The sequence below is a fragment of the Sphingobacterium anhuiense genome (assembly GCF_042686355.1).
Lineage (GTDB): Bacteria > Bacteroidota > Bacteroidia > Sphingobacteriales > Sphingobacteriaceae > Sphingobacterium > Sphingobacterium anhuiense.
In genome coordinates, this window is record NZ_JBHUPE010000002.1 from 43,970 (window position 1) to 62,892 (window position 18,923).

The window sequence follows — 18,923 nt, forward strand, 5'->3', positions numbered from 1 at the left end:
AGCTTAGTCAAGCTCTAAAATTTTCAAATACTCACAAGCTTTTTCTGCAGCTGTTTTTTCAGCACTTTTTTTATTGAAATCTTGTCCTAGGCCACAAACTTCACCTTGTACAACTGCTTCAATAGAAAACATTTTATTCGATTCACCGGGAGGATTATCAATTTGATTGAATACAACTTCTTTACCATTATGCTGACACCATTCGATCAAACGGCTTTTAAAATTAGTTTCCGTTTGTTCCAATAAGTGAATATCTACATGTGGTTTAATGATACGGTTTAACAGAAAATTTTTAGTAAACACATAACCTTTGTCCAAATATACGGCACCGATAAGTGCTTCAAAAGCATCGCCTAGCAGAGAGCCTTGTTTATTGGGAAAGCTAATCATTCTCGCGTCAAACTGAATAAGCTCATTTAACCCGAGCTTCCGAGAAAGTTGATTAAGATGTACACGACTGACAATTTTAGACCTCATTTCAGTCAAAAAGCCTTCGTCTTTATAAGGGTATTTTTTAAATAGTAGTTCAGCAACCACTGAACCTAAAATAGCATCACCCAAAAATTCCAATCTTTCGTTGCTATTTTTGGAACCTTCCTTGATCACAACAGCTACAGACTTATGCCTAAAAGCCATTTGATAAAGTCGTATGTTTCCAGGGACAAAACCTAACAGGTTCTTGAGCTTTCTAACATAAGCTTTGTCAGCAGAAAAATATAATTTATAAATCCTTGAAAAAGGCATCTTAGTCTAAAAAAGGGACAACAGGTATAAAGCACCTGTTGTATCCCAATTATTTTAATAACTTAAATAAAGTAATATTAAGCTTTGTATTTCTTCACAACAATAGTTGCGTTGTGACCACCAAAACCAAAAGTATTACTCATTGCAGCATTTACAATACGCTTTTGAGCTTTATTAAATGTGAAATTTAATCTGTTATCCAATTCCGGATCATCTGTAAAATGATTAATAGTAGGTGGTACTATATCATTTTGAACAGCTAAAATAGAAGCAATAGTTTCAATCGCACCAGCAGCACCTAAAAGGTGTCCAGTCATTGATTTTGTCGAACTAATGTTCAATTTATAAGCGTGCTCACCAAATAAATCTACAATAGCTTTAGTTTCACTAATATCCCCTACCGGAGTAGAAGTGCCATGCACATTGATATAGTCAATATCTGTGAAATCTAGTTCCGCATCATTAACCGCCATTGTCATCGCAAGTTTAGCACCTAAGCCCTCTGGATGAGAAGCTGTGATGTGATGTGCATCAGCACTCATACCCCCACCTCCAATTTCAGCATAAATTTTAGCACCACGCGCTAATGCGTGTTCTAAACTTTCTAATATGATCGCACCAGACCCTTCACCAGAAACAAAACCATCACGATCCTTATCAAAAGGACGTGAAGCTGTTTTAGGATCATCATTTCTAGTTGACAATGCATGCATTGCATTAAATCCACCGATTCCAGCTTCATTAATAGTTGCCTCAGATCCACCAGTTACGATTACATCAGCTTTACCCATACGGATATAGTTAAAAGCATCAATCATCGCATTAGTTGCCGAAGCACATGCAGAGACAGCCGAAAAGTTAGGTCCACGAAGTCCGTGACGCATAGAAATATGTCCCGGAGCAATATCGACAAGCATTTTTGGAATGAAGAAAGGATTGAAACGAGGTGTTCCATCCCCTTTTGCGAAATTTACAACTTCATCTGTGAAAGTTGTCAATCCCCCAATTCCTGATCCCCAAATAACTCCGATACGATTTGTATCTAAATTTTCAAAAATTAAACCAGCATCCTTAATTGCTTCATCAGATGATGCAATAGCATACTGTACAAAAGGATCTACTTTGCGAGCTTCCTTGCGATCCATAAATTCATGTGGATCAAACCCCTTCACTTCACAAGCGAATTGGGTTTTAAATTTTGACGCATCAAAATGCGTAATGGGAGCAGCACCGCTTACACCATCTAGTAAACTATTCCAATATTCGGAAACGGTATTACCAATTGGTGTAAGTGCGCCTAATCCTGTTACTACTACTCTTTTAAGCTCCATTTATACGATTTGGCCCAATTAAATTAGTTAGTTAACGTTTTTTTCTAAATAAGTGATTGCTTGTCCCACTGTACCAATAGTTTCAGCTTGGTCATCAGGTATTGCAACGTTGAATTCTTTCTCAAATTCCATGATTAACTCTACAGTATCAAGTGAATCTGCACCTAAATCATTAGTGAAAGAAGCTTCTGGTGTTACCTCGTTTTCGTCTACACCTAATTTTTCAACGATAATTGCCTTTACTCTTGAAGCGATATCTGACATGATTTTATAGTTTAATTGTTTAATAAATCTGTGCAAAGAAAAATAAATTTCATCAAATATAAAAATCCATTTGATTTTTAGATTGTCAAATTATTTCCCAACCCGGTACAGCTACACCCTTAACTCGCTATAAACTAACCGTATTCAAGTATAACAATAATTCCTAATATGTACAAACATAGAGGCAATTAATTGAAATTTTACATTAAATTCACAGCAATTGCATCATTTTTTTGTATTTTCGTCAAGAACACAAGCTTAAATTTTCACTTTGAATAACAAAACGATACTAAAATGGGACCTAGAATTTGATGCCGAATTAGACTTCGTCCTTATTGCCATTTCATCTCCTTTAAAAGATTACCGTCTCTGCCATTTTATTAATAAGCTAACGCTCCTAAATTTTGTCAGAGGAAAAGAAGATAAATTTGACCATAATCAAAAGTTAAAGCAAAAAACTTCTGAAGAATTAGAATATCATATTGTTTTTGACAATGCCAAAAAATCGAAGCAGCACTTTACTACCTTCTGGTATATAAATACCAAATTTCAAACAGAATATTATTTAATCAACAATAAAAGTATCGAAGGTAATTTATTAATACCGGAGCATCCTAATTTCGATTATTTTATAATTATCAAAAATTATATTGATGATGATGACCTGGATCGTATAGTAAAAAATATAAACAAAATACCCGAAGTCGTGTTTGTAAAAGAAATATCACCAAAAATATTGAAATCCAAAGAAAATCTGATATTTTAGCAAACTATTTAATAGTGTACAAGATACACCCCTTAAATCTAAATTATCCTCGTTAGTAAAACGAGTTTTATAATTTCAAAAAAAAATGAAGTTATATAAAAATAAAAATACATAGTAATAAAAAAATTAGAATGGAAAAAGTTCAAAAAAGGACTAAAATTGTTGCAACACTAGGTCCTGCATCTGCTGATAAACAAGTGCTAACAAATATGATTGCTAAAGGTGTAGACGTATGTCGTTTAAACTTTTCACACGGTAGTCAAGAAGATCATTTGAAAGTAATTGAAACCATCAATGCGATCAATGAAGAAACTAATTTTAATGTCGCTATTTTAGCCGATCTACAAGGTCCTAAGATCCGTATCGGAAAAATGAAAGAAGGTGGCGCTATATTAGTAAATGGCTCACAAGTTGAAATTACTACACATGAATTAATCGGTGATGAAGAGAGAATTTACATCACTTATGAAAATTTCCCAAATGATGTTGCTGCTAATGAAATCATCTTATTAGATGATGGCAAATTGCAATTGCGTGTTTTAAACACCAACTATAAAGATACTGTTACTTGTGAGGTTGTACATGGAGGTGTATTGACTTCTCGTAAAGGAGTTAATTTACCAAACACAAAAGTTTCAATTCCTTCTTTAACAGAAGAAGATTTAGATAATTTAAATTTTGCACTTGACCATGGTGCAGATTGGATCGCAATGTCATTTGTACGTTCAGCAGAAGATATTTACCAATGTAAAAAAATCATTGCTGAAAAAGGAAGCCACGCACAAGTAATCGCAAAAATCGAAAAACCCGAGGCTATCGAAAATATTGATGCTATCATCGAAGCAACTGATGCAATTATGGTTGCACGTGGTGATCTAGGTGTTGAAATGCCAATGGAAGAAGTACCAGGTTTACAAAAAATCATCGTTCAAAAATGTCGTGATTTATCAAAACCGGTTATTATAGCAACTCAGATGTTAGAAAGTATGATCACAACTCCTCGTGCTACACGTGCGGAAGTTAATGATGTTGCTAACTCGGTTATTGATGGAGCTGATGCAGTGATGTTAAGCGGAGAAACATCTGTAGGTGAGTTTCCTGAAATCGTTATCGAAACAATGAGTAAAATCATTATCCACGTGGAACAAACATCATATCCATATTATAATGAGAAAGTTAGTGAGATTAGCGATGGAACTAAAATTCCAGATGCAATCTGTGCTTCTTCGGTATATTTAGCAAAGAAAACAGATGCTGCTGCAATTGCTGTTTTAACATCTTCTGGTGCAACTGCATTTGAAATTGCAAGTTACAGACCGAATGCTGATATCATGGTTTTTACAGGAACTAAAAAATTGTTACGTCAATTGAGTTTATTATGGGGTGTTAAAACCTTTATTTATGACAAATTTGACAGTACAGACGGTTCTATTCATGATGTCAATAAATTTATTGTTAAAAACAACTATATCGCTCCGGGTTCAATTGTAATTAATACTGCATCGACACCGTTAATCGAAAAAGGAAAAACGAACACAATTCGTGTTTCCCAATTGTAATCACAATACTATCAAAAATGAAAAGCTCTCCAAAATGGGGAGCTTTTTTTTGTATAATCTTAGATCATGGTCAAACCATGAATATGTTTTTTGCAATTATCTTCTCAAATGCTTTCATTCTAAAGTAATAATCAAAAGATATCAATCTTCTCTAGATTATATAGCTATTATGTAGGTAATATGTAGGTATTATGTAGCTTTTATAATTACATAATACCTGCATAATCCTTACATTATACATACGATACAATAGCATATTATCTTTAATCTTATTAAGTTAATTAATTCCTTATCTCTTCACGGCAGCACCAATTCCAGCTGTTTGAATATTATAATATTTTTTCATGAAATGTAAGACATAACCACTAGAACAAACCACTATTTTCACATATGGCAAACAAGCGATGAAGTATAGAATGCCCGAAGTAGATTTATTCGTTACGAAAAACACATTTATACGTCACCATCTGGCCCTAGTTAATACCTCATCTTGACGAAAAACTTCACAACTATTACATACTACAACTAGAACATCCCATAAAATTAAAAAATTACGGCAATGAAACATTTCAAAAAATAAATCATTATATTTCATAATATTTACACCCCATTTAAATAATACAAAAAATGCTACCAACTTTAAAACATAACATTGATTTTACAAAGGCTAGCTTTAAGGAATTTGAAAATATTCCAAACCATGACATGTTACAATCGGCGAATGCTTTCAAAGAATTTACTGATTACATGAGCGAAAATGATCACATGAATTTTAGATTTATTACGGAAGGATGCGGACCGATAGTTCAAGTAAAGACCTCTTTCATGAAAAATTCTAGAGAATGTATCAGTTTAGTCTCTAATGATTATCTGAATTTTACTCAGCACCCTAAAGTGAAGCAAGCGGCTATTGAAGGTATAATGAAATATGGTACAGGGGCAGGCGCATCCCCTCTAATAGGTGGCCATCATGAATATCATGTTCAACTTGAAGATCATCTGTCGCATTTTTTCAATAAACCAAAAGGTTCTTCAATTGTATTTACAACAGGATATACAGCCAATAGCGCAACATTACAAGCATTACTAAAAGAAGAAGATTGTGCCATTGTTGATATGGAAGTCCATGCGAGTGTCTACGAGGGATTAAATAATACCAATACAAAACGTTTTCCCCATAATAGTATGATTCATCTAGAGCGAGCTTTAGTTGATGCCCAAAACAAATTTAGAACAAAATTGGTTATTATTGATGGTGTTTACTCACAAAATGGAGATATTGCCAAAATGGATGAAATATATGAGTTGTGTGAAAAATACGGAGCCTATTTAATGGTAGATGATGCTCATGGCATCGGTGTACTAGGAGAAAATGGAAGAGGTTGTATTGAAATCTTTAATTTATTAGATAAAGTTCACATTATCTCAGGCACATTAAGTAAGGCTTTGGGGCATATAGGAGGGTTTATTGTTTCATCTCCCGAGATTATCAATTATTTACGCTATCAAGCTAGGCAACAAGTATTTTCTTCAACATCATCACCCGCCGCCAATGGCTTAATTAAAGCGATCGCACTTATTGATGAAGAACCCCATTGGAGAACTAAATTAGCAGAAAACATTACATATTTTAAAAACGGACTTTTGGCAATGAATTTAAACATCGGAACAACACAATCAGCAATCATTCCTGTAAAAATCGGTGATCCTCATAAAACTGCACAAGTGGCAAGAATGTTATTAGAATCAGGAGTTTATGCAAATTGCATTGTTTATCCAGGTGTATCTAAAAAAGATGCTCGAATAAGAACAAGTTTAATGGCTACACACACCAAAGATCATTTAGATCATGTATTAAATGTTTTTGAACACATTGCCAAAAAAATTGATCTTACAAAAACAAGATAAAATTATCGAATTGAAAGAAAGTAATATATTTAATTAACTTTGAGCCTAAAGTTTAACTAAATATATTACGTCAGTGTTTAACTAAATATATTACTTCAATGGCTAGAAAAACGTATCAAGGAGAAAAAAACGATAAAAGCAGAACAATGTCAAAACTCATACAAGCAGTAGGTATAGTTTTGGAAAAAAAAGGATATACAGGGTTGTCAATCGCTAATATCGCTAGTACAGCCGGAGTGGATAGGAAATTAATATCTGTATACTTCGGAAGTGTAGATAACTTAATTGGAACTTATATAAAAAATAAAGACTATTGGGTAGCCGCAACAGATGCTGCTGAAGAAACCTTAGCAAAATCTTCTGGTGTTAGCTCTCGCCTTTTTCTTGAAAACTTATTACTGGAGCAAATTGATCAATTCACATTGAATGAAGAAATGCAAAAAGTAGTACTTTGGCAGATCAGTGAAAAATCTGATATTATGTCCCATGTAACGCAGACTAGAGAGAAGATGAGTGCCCTATTTTTCCCATATTCTGATAAAGAACTCGCTGGAAAAGATGTTGATCTTAGAGCCGTCTCTAGTTTACTAGTAGCTGGTATATATTATCTTGTATTGCATACAAAAACAACAGATAGTACCTTTTGTGAGATAAACTTAACAACAGAAGAAGGAATAAATCGAATTAAAGATGCTGTTAAATTCATTTTAAAACAGACTTACGGGGTAAAGTAACGTCAATAGCTTAGTTGTTATTGACCTATTTTTATTTTCTAAATGTTAATTAAAACACAGTTTTTTACATCTAATAAGGAATATCGTAAAACTTAGTATTCCCTTTGCCACCATAACGATGATAAATATTATGGCTTGCAAAGAACAATAGCATTTAAAAGGTTGTATAATAAATAAACCTCTTGTACAGCAAAATATGATAAGTACAATTACTGAGCATAATTAAATTTTAAATGCTGATTCTCAAGATTTACTGAAATTCCTTTACTTCAAAATCTAAAGAATAGCCAATATATAGCAATTAGCGACTAATTAATTGTTGTTGTTTGCCCATTGCCTTATTTGAACCTATATTTTTAACTAAAAACCAAGTAAAATAAAGCTCCGTCAAAATTTAAGCAACAATAAAATATGGTTTAATTATCTTCATTTAGCTTTATATCCATTACGTTTGAGTGGAGAGTCATGATGATGCATCAGGCTATCGGGTAAAAACTCTAATTTATAGAAAGGTTGAACAGGCTTATTCTCAAGTTTAGAATTGCCACTGTCCCCTAAAGGGATAGCATTCTTAAAAGAATTTGGTATCGGAGCTGCATCGTCAATGTCAGTTTTTTTGTGTTGCATATGATAATGAACATTTGGATCTGTCGGAATCTTTAACACCGGAGTATTAGACTTGTAGCGATTTCCTCTCATATTCAAATCAGCACCCTCCCTATCTTTTAGCAGACTATTCGATTTTACTACATTAAAACGTTCATCCGAATTGGGCTCCAATTTTAAATCAAAATTTTTCGATCCATATTTATTACCCTCTGTACCAAACTTAGCACTTGATGTATCTCTGGATACACTATATGCATGTGTTGCAAAAAATGAAATACAGAAACAAACTAAACTTAATATCTTTTTCATATCGAGTATTTTTATAAAATATTTATCTAAAATAAAGCTTAATCCTTCATAATGAAACATTAAGCTTGTTAAACATTGTTAAAAGCAATTAAATCAAATAAAGCATCCCTATATTTGTAACAAATGAAGAAAAGTAGCATAGTTTTAATTATTAGCTTGATGACCCTAGCATTACTGGGAGTGGCAGCTATGCAATTTTATTTTATCAGAGAATCCTATCGTCAAAAATCACAATTGTTTGACGAATCGGTCAATGCTTCCTTAACGGCAGTCGCAGGTAAAATAGAACGTCGGGAGGTAATTGATTTTGCAAAAGTGCAACAGCAAACCAATATCAAAAAATATCAATTTGAGCAGGAGAAGCAAAGGCATCTTGCTGAACAATTGAAAATGCAAAGAGATCTGGAAAACTTAAGAGCTGATCAATATGCCATAAAAGAAAAATTTAAAGAAGCTGAAGATCAACTAAAAGAAACATTTCCTAGTGTTGTATCTATTGAAAATTCATTTTATGAGACTTACATCAATAGAAAAAGTAAAGAAAATGTATTAAGCATTGACGTCATCAAATACAACAGTCCTGATCATGTCATAAAAGAATATGTAGAAATTGGAGCAACGAAATTTCTACCAAAAGAAAATGCAAAAGATGATAGTGCAAGATTCGTTATACCAACAATAGATCCTATCTTAAAGCAAGCAATTGAGTATAAAATTGCGACTTTACCTCCAAGATTCAATAAACAGATTGCTAAGAAAATATTAGATCTTGAAAATAAGTTGGAAAATATGAGCGGTCAGAATTTGATTGGAACTGGTAAAAATGTATTTGATACTATCGCAGCTATCGGCGGGAAAAGAAGCGGTCTTATTGAAGATGTTGCTATTGGAATGGAGCTCTCTAAACGCCCATTTAGAGAGCGCTTAAATATCAATCTCATTCAAAACTTATTAAAAGAGGAACTTGCAGAAAGAGATATCAATTATCCTTTTAATATTGAAGTTCGCGATAGCAGTAATATTGTTTTCAGTGTACAAACCATCGATAATATTATTAAGCCAAATAAAATAACTCGTTATTCAACAGCTCTATTTAAAGGAGATATTGGTTCTCCTCCAGGAAGATTAAGCGTTTATTTTCCTAGAAAAAGTACTATCATTGTTGATAATATGAGTTATCTATTGCTCCCTACAATAGCTTTGCTTTTCCTATTAATTGGCTGTTTTGCATATACCCTATTAATCATATTCAAACAGAAAAAAGTTTCAGAGATGAAAACTGATTTTATCAACAATATGACGCACGAATTTAAAACACCTGTTGCTACAATTATGATAGCCAGTGAATCCTTGCGAGATCCAGAGATCATATCTGATGAGCGTAGAGTAAAGCGTCTTGCAAATATTATATATGATGAAAATGTGAGATTAGGTAACCATATCGAACGAGTATTAGATATTGCCCGTCTGGAAAAAGAAACATTAAAGTTAGAAAAAACACCTATTCACATTAATGATCTGCTTTCAGCAGTACTAGACAGTATGCAACTTCAAATACAAAAAGTAGGTGGCAAATTTGAACATCACTTTGATGCACAAAATGATATTGTAGTAGGAGATGAACTTCATTTGTCAAATGTATTTTTCAACTTGGTAGATAATGCTATAAAATACAGTAAAGATAATCCACACATAATTGTGAAAACGAAAAATACAAAAGAAAGTATTCAAATTACAATTATTGATAATGGGATTGGAATGGCAAAAGATCATCTATTAAAAATATTTGATCAATTTTATCGCATTCCTACAGGAAATGTCCACAACGTAAAAGGTTTTGGATTGGGACTATCATATGTTTATGATATTATTAAAAGAATGAATGGTAAAATTCAAGTAAAAAGCGATAAAGATAAGGGAACGCAGTTTGACATCCTATTACCCATAAAAAATTAAATTTAAAACGATATTAATTTCGTATATTATCATCAATATTCGAACAAAACCATAAGAATATGCAGAAGATATTATTAGCAGAAGACGATCCAAACTTAGGAGATTTATTAAAAGATTATTTAGAGCTTAAAGGGAAATTTGATGTCACCTTATGTACAGATGGTGAAGAAGCTGTCAATCAATTTCGCAAGAGCAGTTATGATCTTTGCATTTTAGACGTCATGATGCCCAAGAAAGATGGCTTTACAGTAGGCCGAGAAATCAGGAAAATAAATACAACAACCCCCATCATATTTGCTACTGCAAAAGGTATGATGGAAGATAAAACAGAAGCATTTGAACTTGGTGGCGATGATTATATCACAAAACCATTTCGAGTGGAAGAATTACTCCTTCGCATAAATGCATTGCTTAAGCGTGTTGTAAGAGAGAAAGATGATCAGGTTGTAAGCGATAAATTTGAGATTGGAGAGTACTTCTTCGATTATACAAGTCAACAAATTGCGCATAAAGGTGTGCAACAAAAACTATCAACGAAAGAAGCGGAATTATTACGTCTACTTTGTCTAAAAAAGAATGATGTACTGACTCGAGAAGAAGCCCTTTTAAAAATTTGGCATGATGACAATTACTTTACAGGCCGGAGTATGGACGTTTTCTTAAGCAAATTGAGAAAATACCTACGAGATGATCCCAAAGTTGAAATTGTCAATGTACATGGAAAAGGCTATAAATTATTGGTTAGCTAATACACAATTACTAGAATAATAAAGAGATGTTAAAAACATCTCTTTTTGTTTATCTTGCAACAATGAAACTATCAATTCCATTTTTTTTAATCCTTTCAATCTTTTGCTCTTCTACATCGCTTTATGCGCAAAAAGATACTTTACAAAATGATAATCAAGATTTTGAAACCAATGCTAAGCTAATAAATTATAAGCAATTAATAGTTCCTGCGGCTTTAATGACTTACGGAGTAATCTCATTAAATAACCCATACCTCAAACATAAGGATCAACAAATAAACAATTCAATTAATAATGATCCGTCCAAAACTTTTAAACTTGATAATGTTAGTGTTTTCATTCCTTCTGCCGCTGTCTTTGGGCTTGACTTACTCGGAATACCAAGTAAGCACAATTTAAAACAACGCTTAGTGGTAAGTTCGATTGCCCATGCAATCACCTTATCAGCAGTATATACCATAAAAAAAACGACACCTACTTGGAGACCTGATCGCGCAGATCAAGAATCTTTTCCTTCAGGACATACTGCTGTACCTTTTACTGGTGCAGAAATTCTATGGCAAGAATATAAAGATCAATCCATTTGGTATGGTATTGCAGGCTATACAATTGCGGCGGGAACAGGTTACCTGAGAATGTATAATCATAAACATTGGTTTTCTGACGTCGCCATGGGAGCTGGTATTGGTATTATGGGAACAAAAATTGCATACTGGCTATTACCATTATTTGATAAACACTTACAATCAAAAAAAACAAGTTACCTAACGATGGCAACACCGTTTTACAATGGAAAACAAATTGGTTTGTCTGCTAATTTCCAATTTTAAACCTTAGTTTATTGTCATTTTTATATAAAAGTTACAAAATATTTGTTTTTATAAAACTAATTCCGATATTTACAGCGCTTATAGAGAAAGGCAGAGGGAATAGACCCAATGAAGCCTTAGCAACCTGTCGATTGACAAGGTGCTACATTCTACCCCATCAAAAAGTGGGAATGATAAGCTAGACACAAAATATATCTTGTGCCCTCCTCTCTAAAAGCAATCAAAAAATTTAGTAAATAGATTCAAGAATTTTTGATCGTTTTTTATTTCAAATAAAAAAAAATCCGTCTAATTTCTTGCTTCGTTAAGGTTGAACAAATAAAATAATTTTATATTTATGTTACTAACGAACAACTTAGGTTACCCACGTGTAGGTGCCTTCCGCGAGTTGAAAAAGGCCAATGAAGCATATTGGGCTAAAAAAATCAGCGCGCAAGAATTATTGCAGGCTGGACTGAAAATCCGTGAAGGCAACTGGAAAACTCAAAAAGATGCTGGCATCGATTTGATTCCTTCCAATGATTTTTCATTTTATGACCAAGTTTTAGACTTGACATTAACTGTAGGTGCAATCCCTGCACAATACCAATCACTTTTAAATAACGAAGATAAAGGATACAATTTGGACCTTTACTTTGCAATGGCGCGTGGTTTCCAACAAGATGGCGTTGACGTAACCGCAATGGAAATGACAAAATGGTTTGATACCAACTACCATTACATCGTACCTGAATTCGTGAAAAATCAAGAATTCAAATTGACTTCAGAGAAATTCTTAAATGAATATAATGAAGCAAAATCTTTAGGTATCGAAACTAAGCCTGTGTTAATTGGCCCGATCTCATACTTATTATTAGGTAAAGAAAAAGAATCTGGTTTCAACCGTATCGATTTAATCGATAAGTTGGTTCCAGTATATGAAGAAATCTTAACTAAATTGGCTACCGCTGGTGCAAAATATGTACAAATTGATGAGCCATTTTTAGCTTTAGATATTGATGATGCAACACGTGCGCTATACACTCGTGTATTCACTAAATTAGCTGCTACTGCTCAAGACATCAAAATTATTGTAACGACTTATTTCGAGGCTTTACGTGACAACGAAGAAACAGCTCTAAACTTACCAGTTTACGCAGTTCATGTTGATTTAGTAAGAGGTGAAAACCAACTCGACACTATATTAGCCAAAGTTCCGGCTTCATTAACACTTTCCTTGGGTGTAGTTGAAGGTCGCAACATTTGGAAAAATGATTACGTAAAATCTTTAGCACAAATCAAAAAAGCTGTTGATGCTTTAGGCAAAGACCGTGTATTAGTAGGACCTTCGAGTTCATTATTACATGTACCTTTCGATTTAGACAATGAAGATAATGAAGAGTCATTGCCTAAAGAAGTTAAAAATTGGTTGGCATTTGCTAAGCAAAAATTAGCAGAGGTAAAAGATTTAGCGATCTTAGCTGAAGGCGAAGTCGATGCAAAAACCGCTGAGCGTTTCGAGGCCAATAAGGCTGCTGCGGAAGACCGTCGTACATCTTCTTTAATCCACAAGCCTGAAGTTAAAGAACGTACAGCGAATATCACTGATGATGATGCTAAACGTACATCTACTTTCTTAGCTCGTAAAGAAGCACAACAAGCGAAATTTAATCTTCCAGCATTTCCAACAACGACAATTGGTTCATTCCCACAAACTAAAGATGTTCGTAAATGGAGAGCTGATTTGAAAAAAGGCGCAATTTCTCAAGAACAATACGACAAAGAAATCGCAGAAGAGACAGAAAGAACAATCCGTCTTCAAGAGCAATTGGATATCGATGTATTAGTTCATGGTGAATTCGAACGTAATGACATGGTTGAGTACTTCGGAGAGCAATTAGCAGGTTATGCCTTCACTAAAAACGGTTGGGTTCAGTCATATGGTTCACGTTGTGTAAAACCTCCAGTTATTTATGGTGATGTTTACCGTCCTGCTGATATGACCGTACGTTGGTCTTCATACGCTCAAACCCTGACAAACCGTCCAGTAAAAGGAATGTTAACGGGGCCGGTTACGATCTTACAATGGTCATTCGTACGTAACGATCAACCACGCTCTACAACAACTTACCAAATTGCATTAGCGATTTTAGATGAAGTACAAGCTTTAGAAAAAGCAGGTATTAAAATTATCCAAATCGATGAACCTGCAATTCGTGAAGGTCTGCCATTACGTAAAGCTGATCACCAACAATATTTAGATTGGGCTGTACGTTCATTCCGAGTTTCATCTTCGAATGTAGATGATGATACACAGATTCACACCCATATGTGTTACTCTGAGTTCAACGATATCATTGAAGATATTGCTGCAATGGATGCTGATGTAATTACTATCGAGACTTCACGTTCGCAAATGGAATTATTAGATGCATTTGCTGCAGATTTTAAATATCCAAACGATATTGGACCAGGTGTTTATGACATTCACTCTCCTCGTGTACCGAGTACAGAAGAGATGGTTGAATTATTACGTAAAGCAAAAGCTGTAGTTCCAGCTGAGCAACTTTGGGTAAATCCTGACTGTGGTTTAAAAACACGTGCTTGGCCAGAAACTAAAGCTGCCTTAGAAGCTATGGTTGAAGCTGCTAAAATCTTGCGAGCTGAATAAGTTTAGATTTCTAGAATTATAAATATAAAAGATCCTGAAGTTAAATCACTTCAGGATCTTTTTTTGTAAAAAGATAATAGTTTCTATTTAATACTTTAATATAGAAAGTTTAAATTTACCCTAATCAAAAAAGTGTATATCATGAAAACTTTCACTTGTCTTTTATACTTTCTGTTTTTTGTATCAATCTATACCTTTGCACAAGAGGGCTATCCCACCCCACCATTCAAATCAAACACTCTTTTTTATATACAACATAGCGAAGGTCATAACACCTATGTCTATGAAGCAAATATGAGTGATAAACAGCATTTCAATAACAAGAATCCTATCAATAACTATCGGATTTTATATGATAAAGGAGGAGAAATTAAACCTTTAACTGGTATTCAACAAAAATTTGCCTACGGTATTATAACAAAAGAACTAGGAAATAATATAGTTGAGTTTGAGATTGTGTCTTACAAAAATCAACCCTTATATCTCAAGATGGATAAAGCAGGAAAGCCTTATGTGGAAACCACATTAAATGGTCACAAATTTAATCTCCATCGTATTTTCATCAAACAAAAAGAGGGAACTTCAGGTTTAGGGACGCAAGTTGAATATCTCATATTTTACGGCACAGACCACAGAGGTACCAAAGTACGAGAGAAATTGATACCGTAGTTGACATTTAGGCATCAATCCCGTTGCCTTCTACCATATTCAACTCTTTAATGCATTAGATTTTTTTATTTAATTAGTTTACATAAATTGATTGAAAAAGAAAATGAGGCGTTTATTTGACGTTGCTGCATCATAATATTTAAACGTATACCCTTCTTTAATTCAAGGGAAGGATATACGTTTTATTCATTTCATAAACAATCTATTGAGTTTATCCTCAATTAGAAAGAATAAACTATCATTTAGTTATTTTTTGTTTTTACGTGCTATTTTCCGTTTTCCTTTTATTCGATCTTCAACGTCTTTGATCGTGGACAACATCTCACTATCTAAATTTTCCAATCTAACCAAATTTAATACTTTTAAGGCTTTTTTAAATTTTTTAAGTTTTTCCAATATAAGTACCCTTTTTAATAGAAATAACGAAGATGAAACTCCGGGTATTGTTAAAGCAAACTCAATTGTTTTTTCTGCCTCTTCATATGCATTGGTATCAATCAAGATTTGTATATAAGGTTGATAAATTTCCAAAGCATATAAATTATGTACTAACGCTTCTTGAAAATATTTCTTTGCTTGTTCAAAATCAAACAACTGTTCCGCATGAAGTCTCCCCATCAGACATAGTGCCATCGTATTTGAATCGTCATAAGACAAGGCGTATGACAAAGATTCTAACGTATTTTCTAGGTAATATGGATAACTATCCAATGCCTGTAACAAATATTTATTCATAAAATATATTGCATCAATTCTCAAAAGATCCTTAAATAATCGATGTCTATTTAAGGATCAATAATTAAATAAAAGATTATCTTAAATACCTCGACTCACGAAATACCAAAGAAATCATTAATTGCTCGAACATTGTCGAGACCAAAATAAAGTCAAAAAAGGAGTAACTACGAGAAAAAAGTATTCTGAAGAATATACCCAAGATCCTTCTTTTGGATTGAAGTAGGGTTATTTAATATAGCAAACATATTCTTCTACTGTTAATTGTGAATACCTAATTGATTTTGCAAATATTTAAAACAAAATTGAAATTTCAAAATAAATTTATCAAAAAACTATTTAGGTATACGTTTCACGATCAACAGCAAATTATTTTCCAGAACCAAATAGCCATACTCATAAATAAAATAATAGGTCTGTCCTTTAGCATTGATGAAATTATGAGTATGATATTTTAAATCAAAGCCTTGCAGCAACATCTTTTCCTTGCTTATCTTGAGTATCCCTTCATCTCCCAGAACTTCTTGTAGAATACGCCTGTTCTTACGCAATGTATGATTGATCTTTCTGATCAAGTTCGTTTGATCACTATTCTGTTTATAGTTATAACTATTGCGACAGGCATCATCACAAAATCTTTTATCAGAGCGTCCCCTTATTGACTTTTTACAATCTAGACATTTTTTTAAATTAATTTCTTCTTCCATAAATCATAAAATAAACGACAACAAACGTTTACAAACGGTTATAGTCGATTACAAACGTTTACAAACGGTTATAGTCGATTACAAACGTTTATTAACCGATTAAAATCTCAATTACTTTTCACTTTTGTTTCTGTTTCCTAAGAATAATTCGAAAGGATGCATTTATTGAAGTTAAACAATTTTACAAACATTTAAAAGCAAAGTTATGAGCAGATTAAAAAACAGAATTCAATTGATTGGACACTTAGGTTCTGATCCCGTGGTAAAAATTAGCACAAGCGGAACTAAAGTATCAACCTTACGTTTAGCTACCAAAGATCTATTTAAAAACAAAGCTGGTGAATGGGTTGATGAAACCCAGTGGCATACTTTAGTGATCTGGGGCAACCTTAATACTACTGTAGAAAAATATTGTCTAAGAGGTTCAGAGTTGTTAGTAGAGGGAAAACTTACCTACCGCGAATACGAAGATAATAATGGAAATAACAAGACAATTACAGAAATCAAAGTTGACAGTTTAATTGTTATGAATAAATCTAAATTAAAGAAACGAAATGAAGAAATTTCTAGTCAAGAAATTATAGAAGAAGATTTACCATTTTAAATAAATAGTAGTAAAAACAAACATTTCAATCCAGATGATTGTTTCTTATTTAAACTCAATATCATATGAAAAGAATATTTCCAATATCATTAATCGTGTTAACTTGCCTTTCTTTATCGAGCTGTTCGGTCATTGAAGGTATTTTCAAAGCAGGAGTTTGGTCAGGTATAATCATCGTTGTGGTCGTTGTTGCTTTAGTAATATGGCTACTAGCTAAACTTTTTGGTGGAGGTAGTAAAAACTAACATAACTTACAAGATATGCCTAAAAATATTTTAGGCATATTTTTTTAATTATATCTATGTTTCATTACTATTGAACTACTAAACCTTTTCAAACTTTCCATACAATTTCCAATAATATTGAATATCAGACAAGGAAAATAAACTTTTTTTCCAAGAGCTAAGAATCAGCGATATCTGTTCCCCATTTTGCTCATACTTCCCAACAAAAACTTCCTCTTCAGACAAAAACAAACCCAAGTTATTATGAAGAAGATGCAGAAAGCAAGACTTACGATCTTCGCGGAAATCGATTTTGTATCGTAATGGCGGGAAATCCTTATACAGAGAGTGGCTCAAAATTTAGAATCCCTGATATGCTAGCCAATCGCGCTGATGTATACAACTTAGGAGATGTTATAGGAGATACAGATTACTTATTCAATTTAAGCTTAATTGAAAATGCTGCTGTTGAAAATCCTGCAATTGACAAAATTGCAGGTAAAAGTTTCAACGATTTTTACGCGCTCATACGGTATATAGAAAATAGAGAAGAACAATTACCAGAGTTAGAAGGAAACTATTTGAAGCAAGAGGTTGATGACTTCCTTGCAGTCTTGCAGCATCTTCTTAAGATTCGGAATATCGTCATAAAGGTAAATCAAAGCTACATCAACAGTGCTGCTATGCAAGATAATTATCGAACAGAGCCTCCCTTTAAATTACAGGGTTCTTATCGAAATATGAGCAAATTGGTCGCCCAAGTCGTTCCTATGATGAACGATCAAGAAATTAATCAGCTTATTTTAACACATTATGAAAGTGAATCACAAACGCTTACTGCAGATACAGAATCAAATTTATTAAAGCTTAAAGAGTTAGCAGATATCTTAACAAAAGAGGAAAAAGAACGCTGGGAAGCAATCAAAAAGGTTTTTCAAAAAGACAATAAGCATGGTGCTCTAGGTAAAGATGATAAAATGTTTGCTCAATTATTGGAATTTAATGAAAACTTACAGGGCATAATCAATGCCATCAGTAAGAAATAAATCGGTAACATAATAAAGATTAAGATTATTCTATCTTCTTAAGATAAAAGAGGCAATCATTAAAAATGAATGCCTCTTCTATTTTATTGCTGTAAGATTTACTTAGTCGCTGCTCCAGTAATTTCAGTAGCCAATTTTTGAGTATACTCAGCCCACAATTTAGCATCATCAGCTGTAAACTTACTAGCAGCGGTAGCTGTTTTAGTAGCCCACTCTTGTTGTTTAGTTGCTAATTCTTGAAGCTTGGTCGCATCACCACCTTTAGCAGCAGCAACATACTCATTCACAAATTTTGTATAATCATCAGCCAATTGCTGTACTTCCGGAGAACTAAATTTAGGTACTGTAGTTGTCGAAGTAGTCTCTGTAGTAGTTGTTGTCGCAACACCATTATCAGTGTTAACTTGAGTAGTTGTATCTTTTACTTCTACTTTTTTGCTATCCGTATTATTACATGACGCAAAAATAATGACTGCAGCTGCAGCAGATAAAATCAATTTCTTCATAAAATTATAAGTTTAAAATAAAT

At 33.3% G+C, this 18,923-nt stretch carries 19 protein-coding genes and 1 riboswitch; of the genes, 12 read left to right on the plus strand and 7 right to left on the minus strand.

The window, feature by feature from the left end; genetic code table 11:
* Positions 1-3: 3 nt before the first annotated feature.
* From rnc to ACFS6I_RS03425, 3 genes are all read right to left on the minus strand, one after another.
* Positions 4-744, minus strand: coding sequence for a ribonuclease III (rnc, locus tag ACFS6I_RS03415; RefSeq protein ID WP_132771553.1), 741 nt, complete (start codon positions 742-744; stop codon positions 4-6).
* 77 nt (positions 745-821) lie between these two features.
* The gene (fabF, locus tag ACFS6I_RS03420) at positions 822-2,075 is read right to left on the minus strand and encodes a beta-ketoacyl-ACP synthase II (protein ID WP_021192393.1); all 1,254 of its coding nucleotides are present in this window, start codon (positions 2,073-2,075) and stop codon (positions 822-824) included.
* A 27-nt stretch (positions 2,076-2,102) separates the two neighbouring features.
* Positions 2,103-2,339: an acyl carrier protein gene (locus ACFS6I_RS03425; protein WP_021192392.1), complete on the minus strand. Its 237-nt coding sequence runs from the start codon at positions 2,337-2,339 to the stop codon at positions 2,103-2,105.
* Between the two features lie 271 nt (positions 2,340-2,610).
* Between ACFS6I_RS03425 and ACFS6I_RS03430 the strand changes: the two genes are divergently transcribed.
* The 4 genes from ACFS6I_RS03430 (at position 2,611) to ACFS6I_RS03445 (ending at position 7,306) form a co-directional block, all read left to right on the plus strand.
* Complete coding sequence (locus tag ACFS6I_RS03430; RefSeq protein ID WP_132771554.1) at positions 2,611-3,105, plus strand: IPExxxVDY family protein; 495 nt, start codon at positions 2,611-2,613, stop codon at positions 3,103-3,105.
* 131 nt (positions 3,106-3,236) lie between these two features.
* Positions 3,237-4,664: a pyruvate kinase gene (pyk, locus tag ACFS6I_RS03435; protein WP_132771555.1), complete on the plus strand. Its 1,428-nt coding sequence runs from the start codon at positions 3,237-3,239 to the stop codon at positions 4,662-4,664.
* 627 nt (positions 4,665-5,291) lie between these two features.
* Complete coding sequence (locus tag ACFS6I_RS03440; RefSeq protein ID WP_380918201.1) at positions 5,292-6,572, plus strand: aminotransferase class I/II-fold pyridoxal phosphate-dependent enzyme; 1,281 nt, start codon at positions 5,292-5,294, stop codon at positions 6,570-6,572.
* A 146-nt stretch (positions 6,573-6,718) separates the two neighbouring features.
* Complete coding sequence (locus ACFS6I_RS03445; protein ID WP_380918203.1) at positions 6,719-7,306, plus strand: TetR/AcrR family transcriptional regulator; 588 nt, start codon at positions 6,719-6,721, stop codon at positions 7,304-7,306.
* Positions 7,307-7,732: 426 nt separating this feature from the next.
* Here ACFS6I_RS03445 and ACFS6I_RS03450 read toward each other — a convergent pair whose 3' ends face one another.
* Complete coding sequence (locus tag ACFS6I_RS03450; protein WP_380918205.1) at positions 7,733-8,224, minus strand: hypothetical protein; 492 nt, start codon at positions 8,222-8,224, stop codon at positions 7,733-7,735.
* Between the two features lie 159 nt (positions 8,225-8,383).
* On the opposite strand from ACFS6I_RS03450, the gene ACFS6I_RS03455 reads away from it, so the two are divergent.
* From ACFS6I_RS03455 to ACFS6I_RS03475, 5 genes are all read left to right on the plus strand, one after another.
* The gene (locus ACFS6I_RS03455; RefSeq protein WP_380918207.1) at positions 8,384-10,180 is read left to right on the plus strand and encodes a sensor histidine kinase; all 1,797 of its coding nucleotides are present in this window, start codon (positions 8,384-8,386) and stop codon (positions 10,178-10,180) included.
* 59 nt (positions 10,181-10,239) lie between these two features.
* Entirely contained in the window at positions 10,240-10,929 is a 690-nt protein-coding gene (locus tag ACFS6I_RS03460) for a response regulator transcription factor (RefSeq protein ID WP_021192386.1), read from the plus strand.
* Positions 10,930-10,991: 62 nt separating this feature from the next.
* Complete coding sequence (locus ACFS6I_RS03465) at positions 10,992-11,759, plus strand: phosphatase PAP2 family protein (protein WP_380918209.1); 768 nt, start codon at positions 10,992-10,994, stop codon at positions 11,757-11,759.
* A gap of 75 nt (positions 11,760-11,834) precedes the next feature.
* Positions 11,835-11,939, plus strand: a riboswitch (SAM riboswitch).
* A 157-nt stretch (positions 11,940-12,096) separates the two neighbouring features.
* Positions 12,097-14,409, plus strand: a complete 2,313-nt coding sequence (gene metE, locus ACFS6I_RS03470; RefSeq protein WP_380918211.1) for a 5-methyltetrahydropteroyltriglutamate--homocysteine S-methyltransferase — start codon at positions 12,097-12,099, stop codon at positions 14,407-14,409.
* A 141-nt stretch (positions 14,410-14,550) separates the two neighbouring features.
* Positions 14,551-15,078 (plus strand): DUF4833 domain-containing protein, encoded by a 528-nt coding sequence (locus tag ACFS6I_RS03475; protein WP_380918213.1) that lies wholly within the window; start codon positions 14,551-14,553, stop codon positions 15,076-15,078.
* A 246-nt stretch (positions 15,079-15,324) separates the two neighbouring features.
* Here the strand turns inward: ACFS6I_RS03475 and ACFS6I_RS03480 are convergent, their stop codons facing one another.
* Positions 15,325-15,813 carry a hypothetical protein gene (locus ACFS6I_RS03480; protein WP_380918215.1) on the minus strand — a complete coding sequence of 163 codons (489 nt, stop codon included), beginning with the start codon at positions 15,811-15,813 and terminating at the stop codon, positions 15,325-15,327.
* Positions 15,814-16,148: 335 nt separating this feature from the next.
* On the minus strand, positions 16,149-16,520 hold the full coding sequence (locus ACFS6I_RS03485) for a hypothetical protein (RefSeq protein ID WP_021192382.1): 372 nt from the start codon (positions 16,518-16,520) through the stop codon (positions 16,149-16,151).
* Between the two features lie 205 nt (positions 16,521-16,725).
* Here ACFS6I_RS03485 and ACFS6I_RS03490 point away from each other — a divergent pair, with 205 nt between their 5' ends.
* The 3 genes from ACFS6I_RS03490 (at position 16,726) to ACFS6I_RS03500 (ending at position 18,394) form a co-directional block, all read left to right on the plus strand.
* Positions 16,726-17,124, plus strand: a complete 399-nt coding sequence (locus ACFS6I_RS03490; protein ID WP_380918217.1) for a single-stranded DNA-binding protein — start codon at positions 16,726-16,728, stop codon at positions 17,122-17,124.
* 65 nt (positions 17,125-17,189) lie between these two features.
* Positions 17,190-17,369: a hypothetical protein gene (locus tag ACFS6I_RS03495; RefSeq protein WP_084825378.1), complete on the plus strand. Its 180-nt coding sequence runs from the start codon at positions 17,190-17,192 to the stop codon at positions 17,367-17,369.
* A gap of 353 nt (positions 17,370-17,722) precedes the next feature.
* On the plus strand, positions 17,723-18,394 hold the full coding sequence (locus ACFS6I_RS03500) for a hypothetical protein (protein ID WP_380918219.1): 672 nt from the start codon (positions 17,723-17,725) through the stop codon (positions 18,392-18,394).
* A gap of 98 nt (positions 18,395-18,492) precedes the next feature.
* Here the strand turns inward: ACFS6I_RS03500 and ACFS6I_RS03505 are convergent, their stop codons facing one another.
* The gene (locus tag ACFS6I_RS03505; RefSeq protein ID WP_132771566.1) at positions 18,493-18,900 is read right to left on the minus strand and encodes a hypothetical protein; all 408 of its coding nucleotides are present in this window, start codon (positions 18,898-18,900) and stop codon (positions 18,493-18,495) included.
* Between the last annotated feature and the right edge of the window lie 23 nt (positions 18,901-18,923).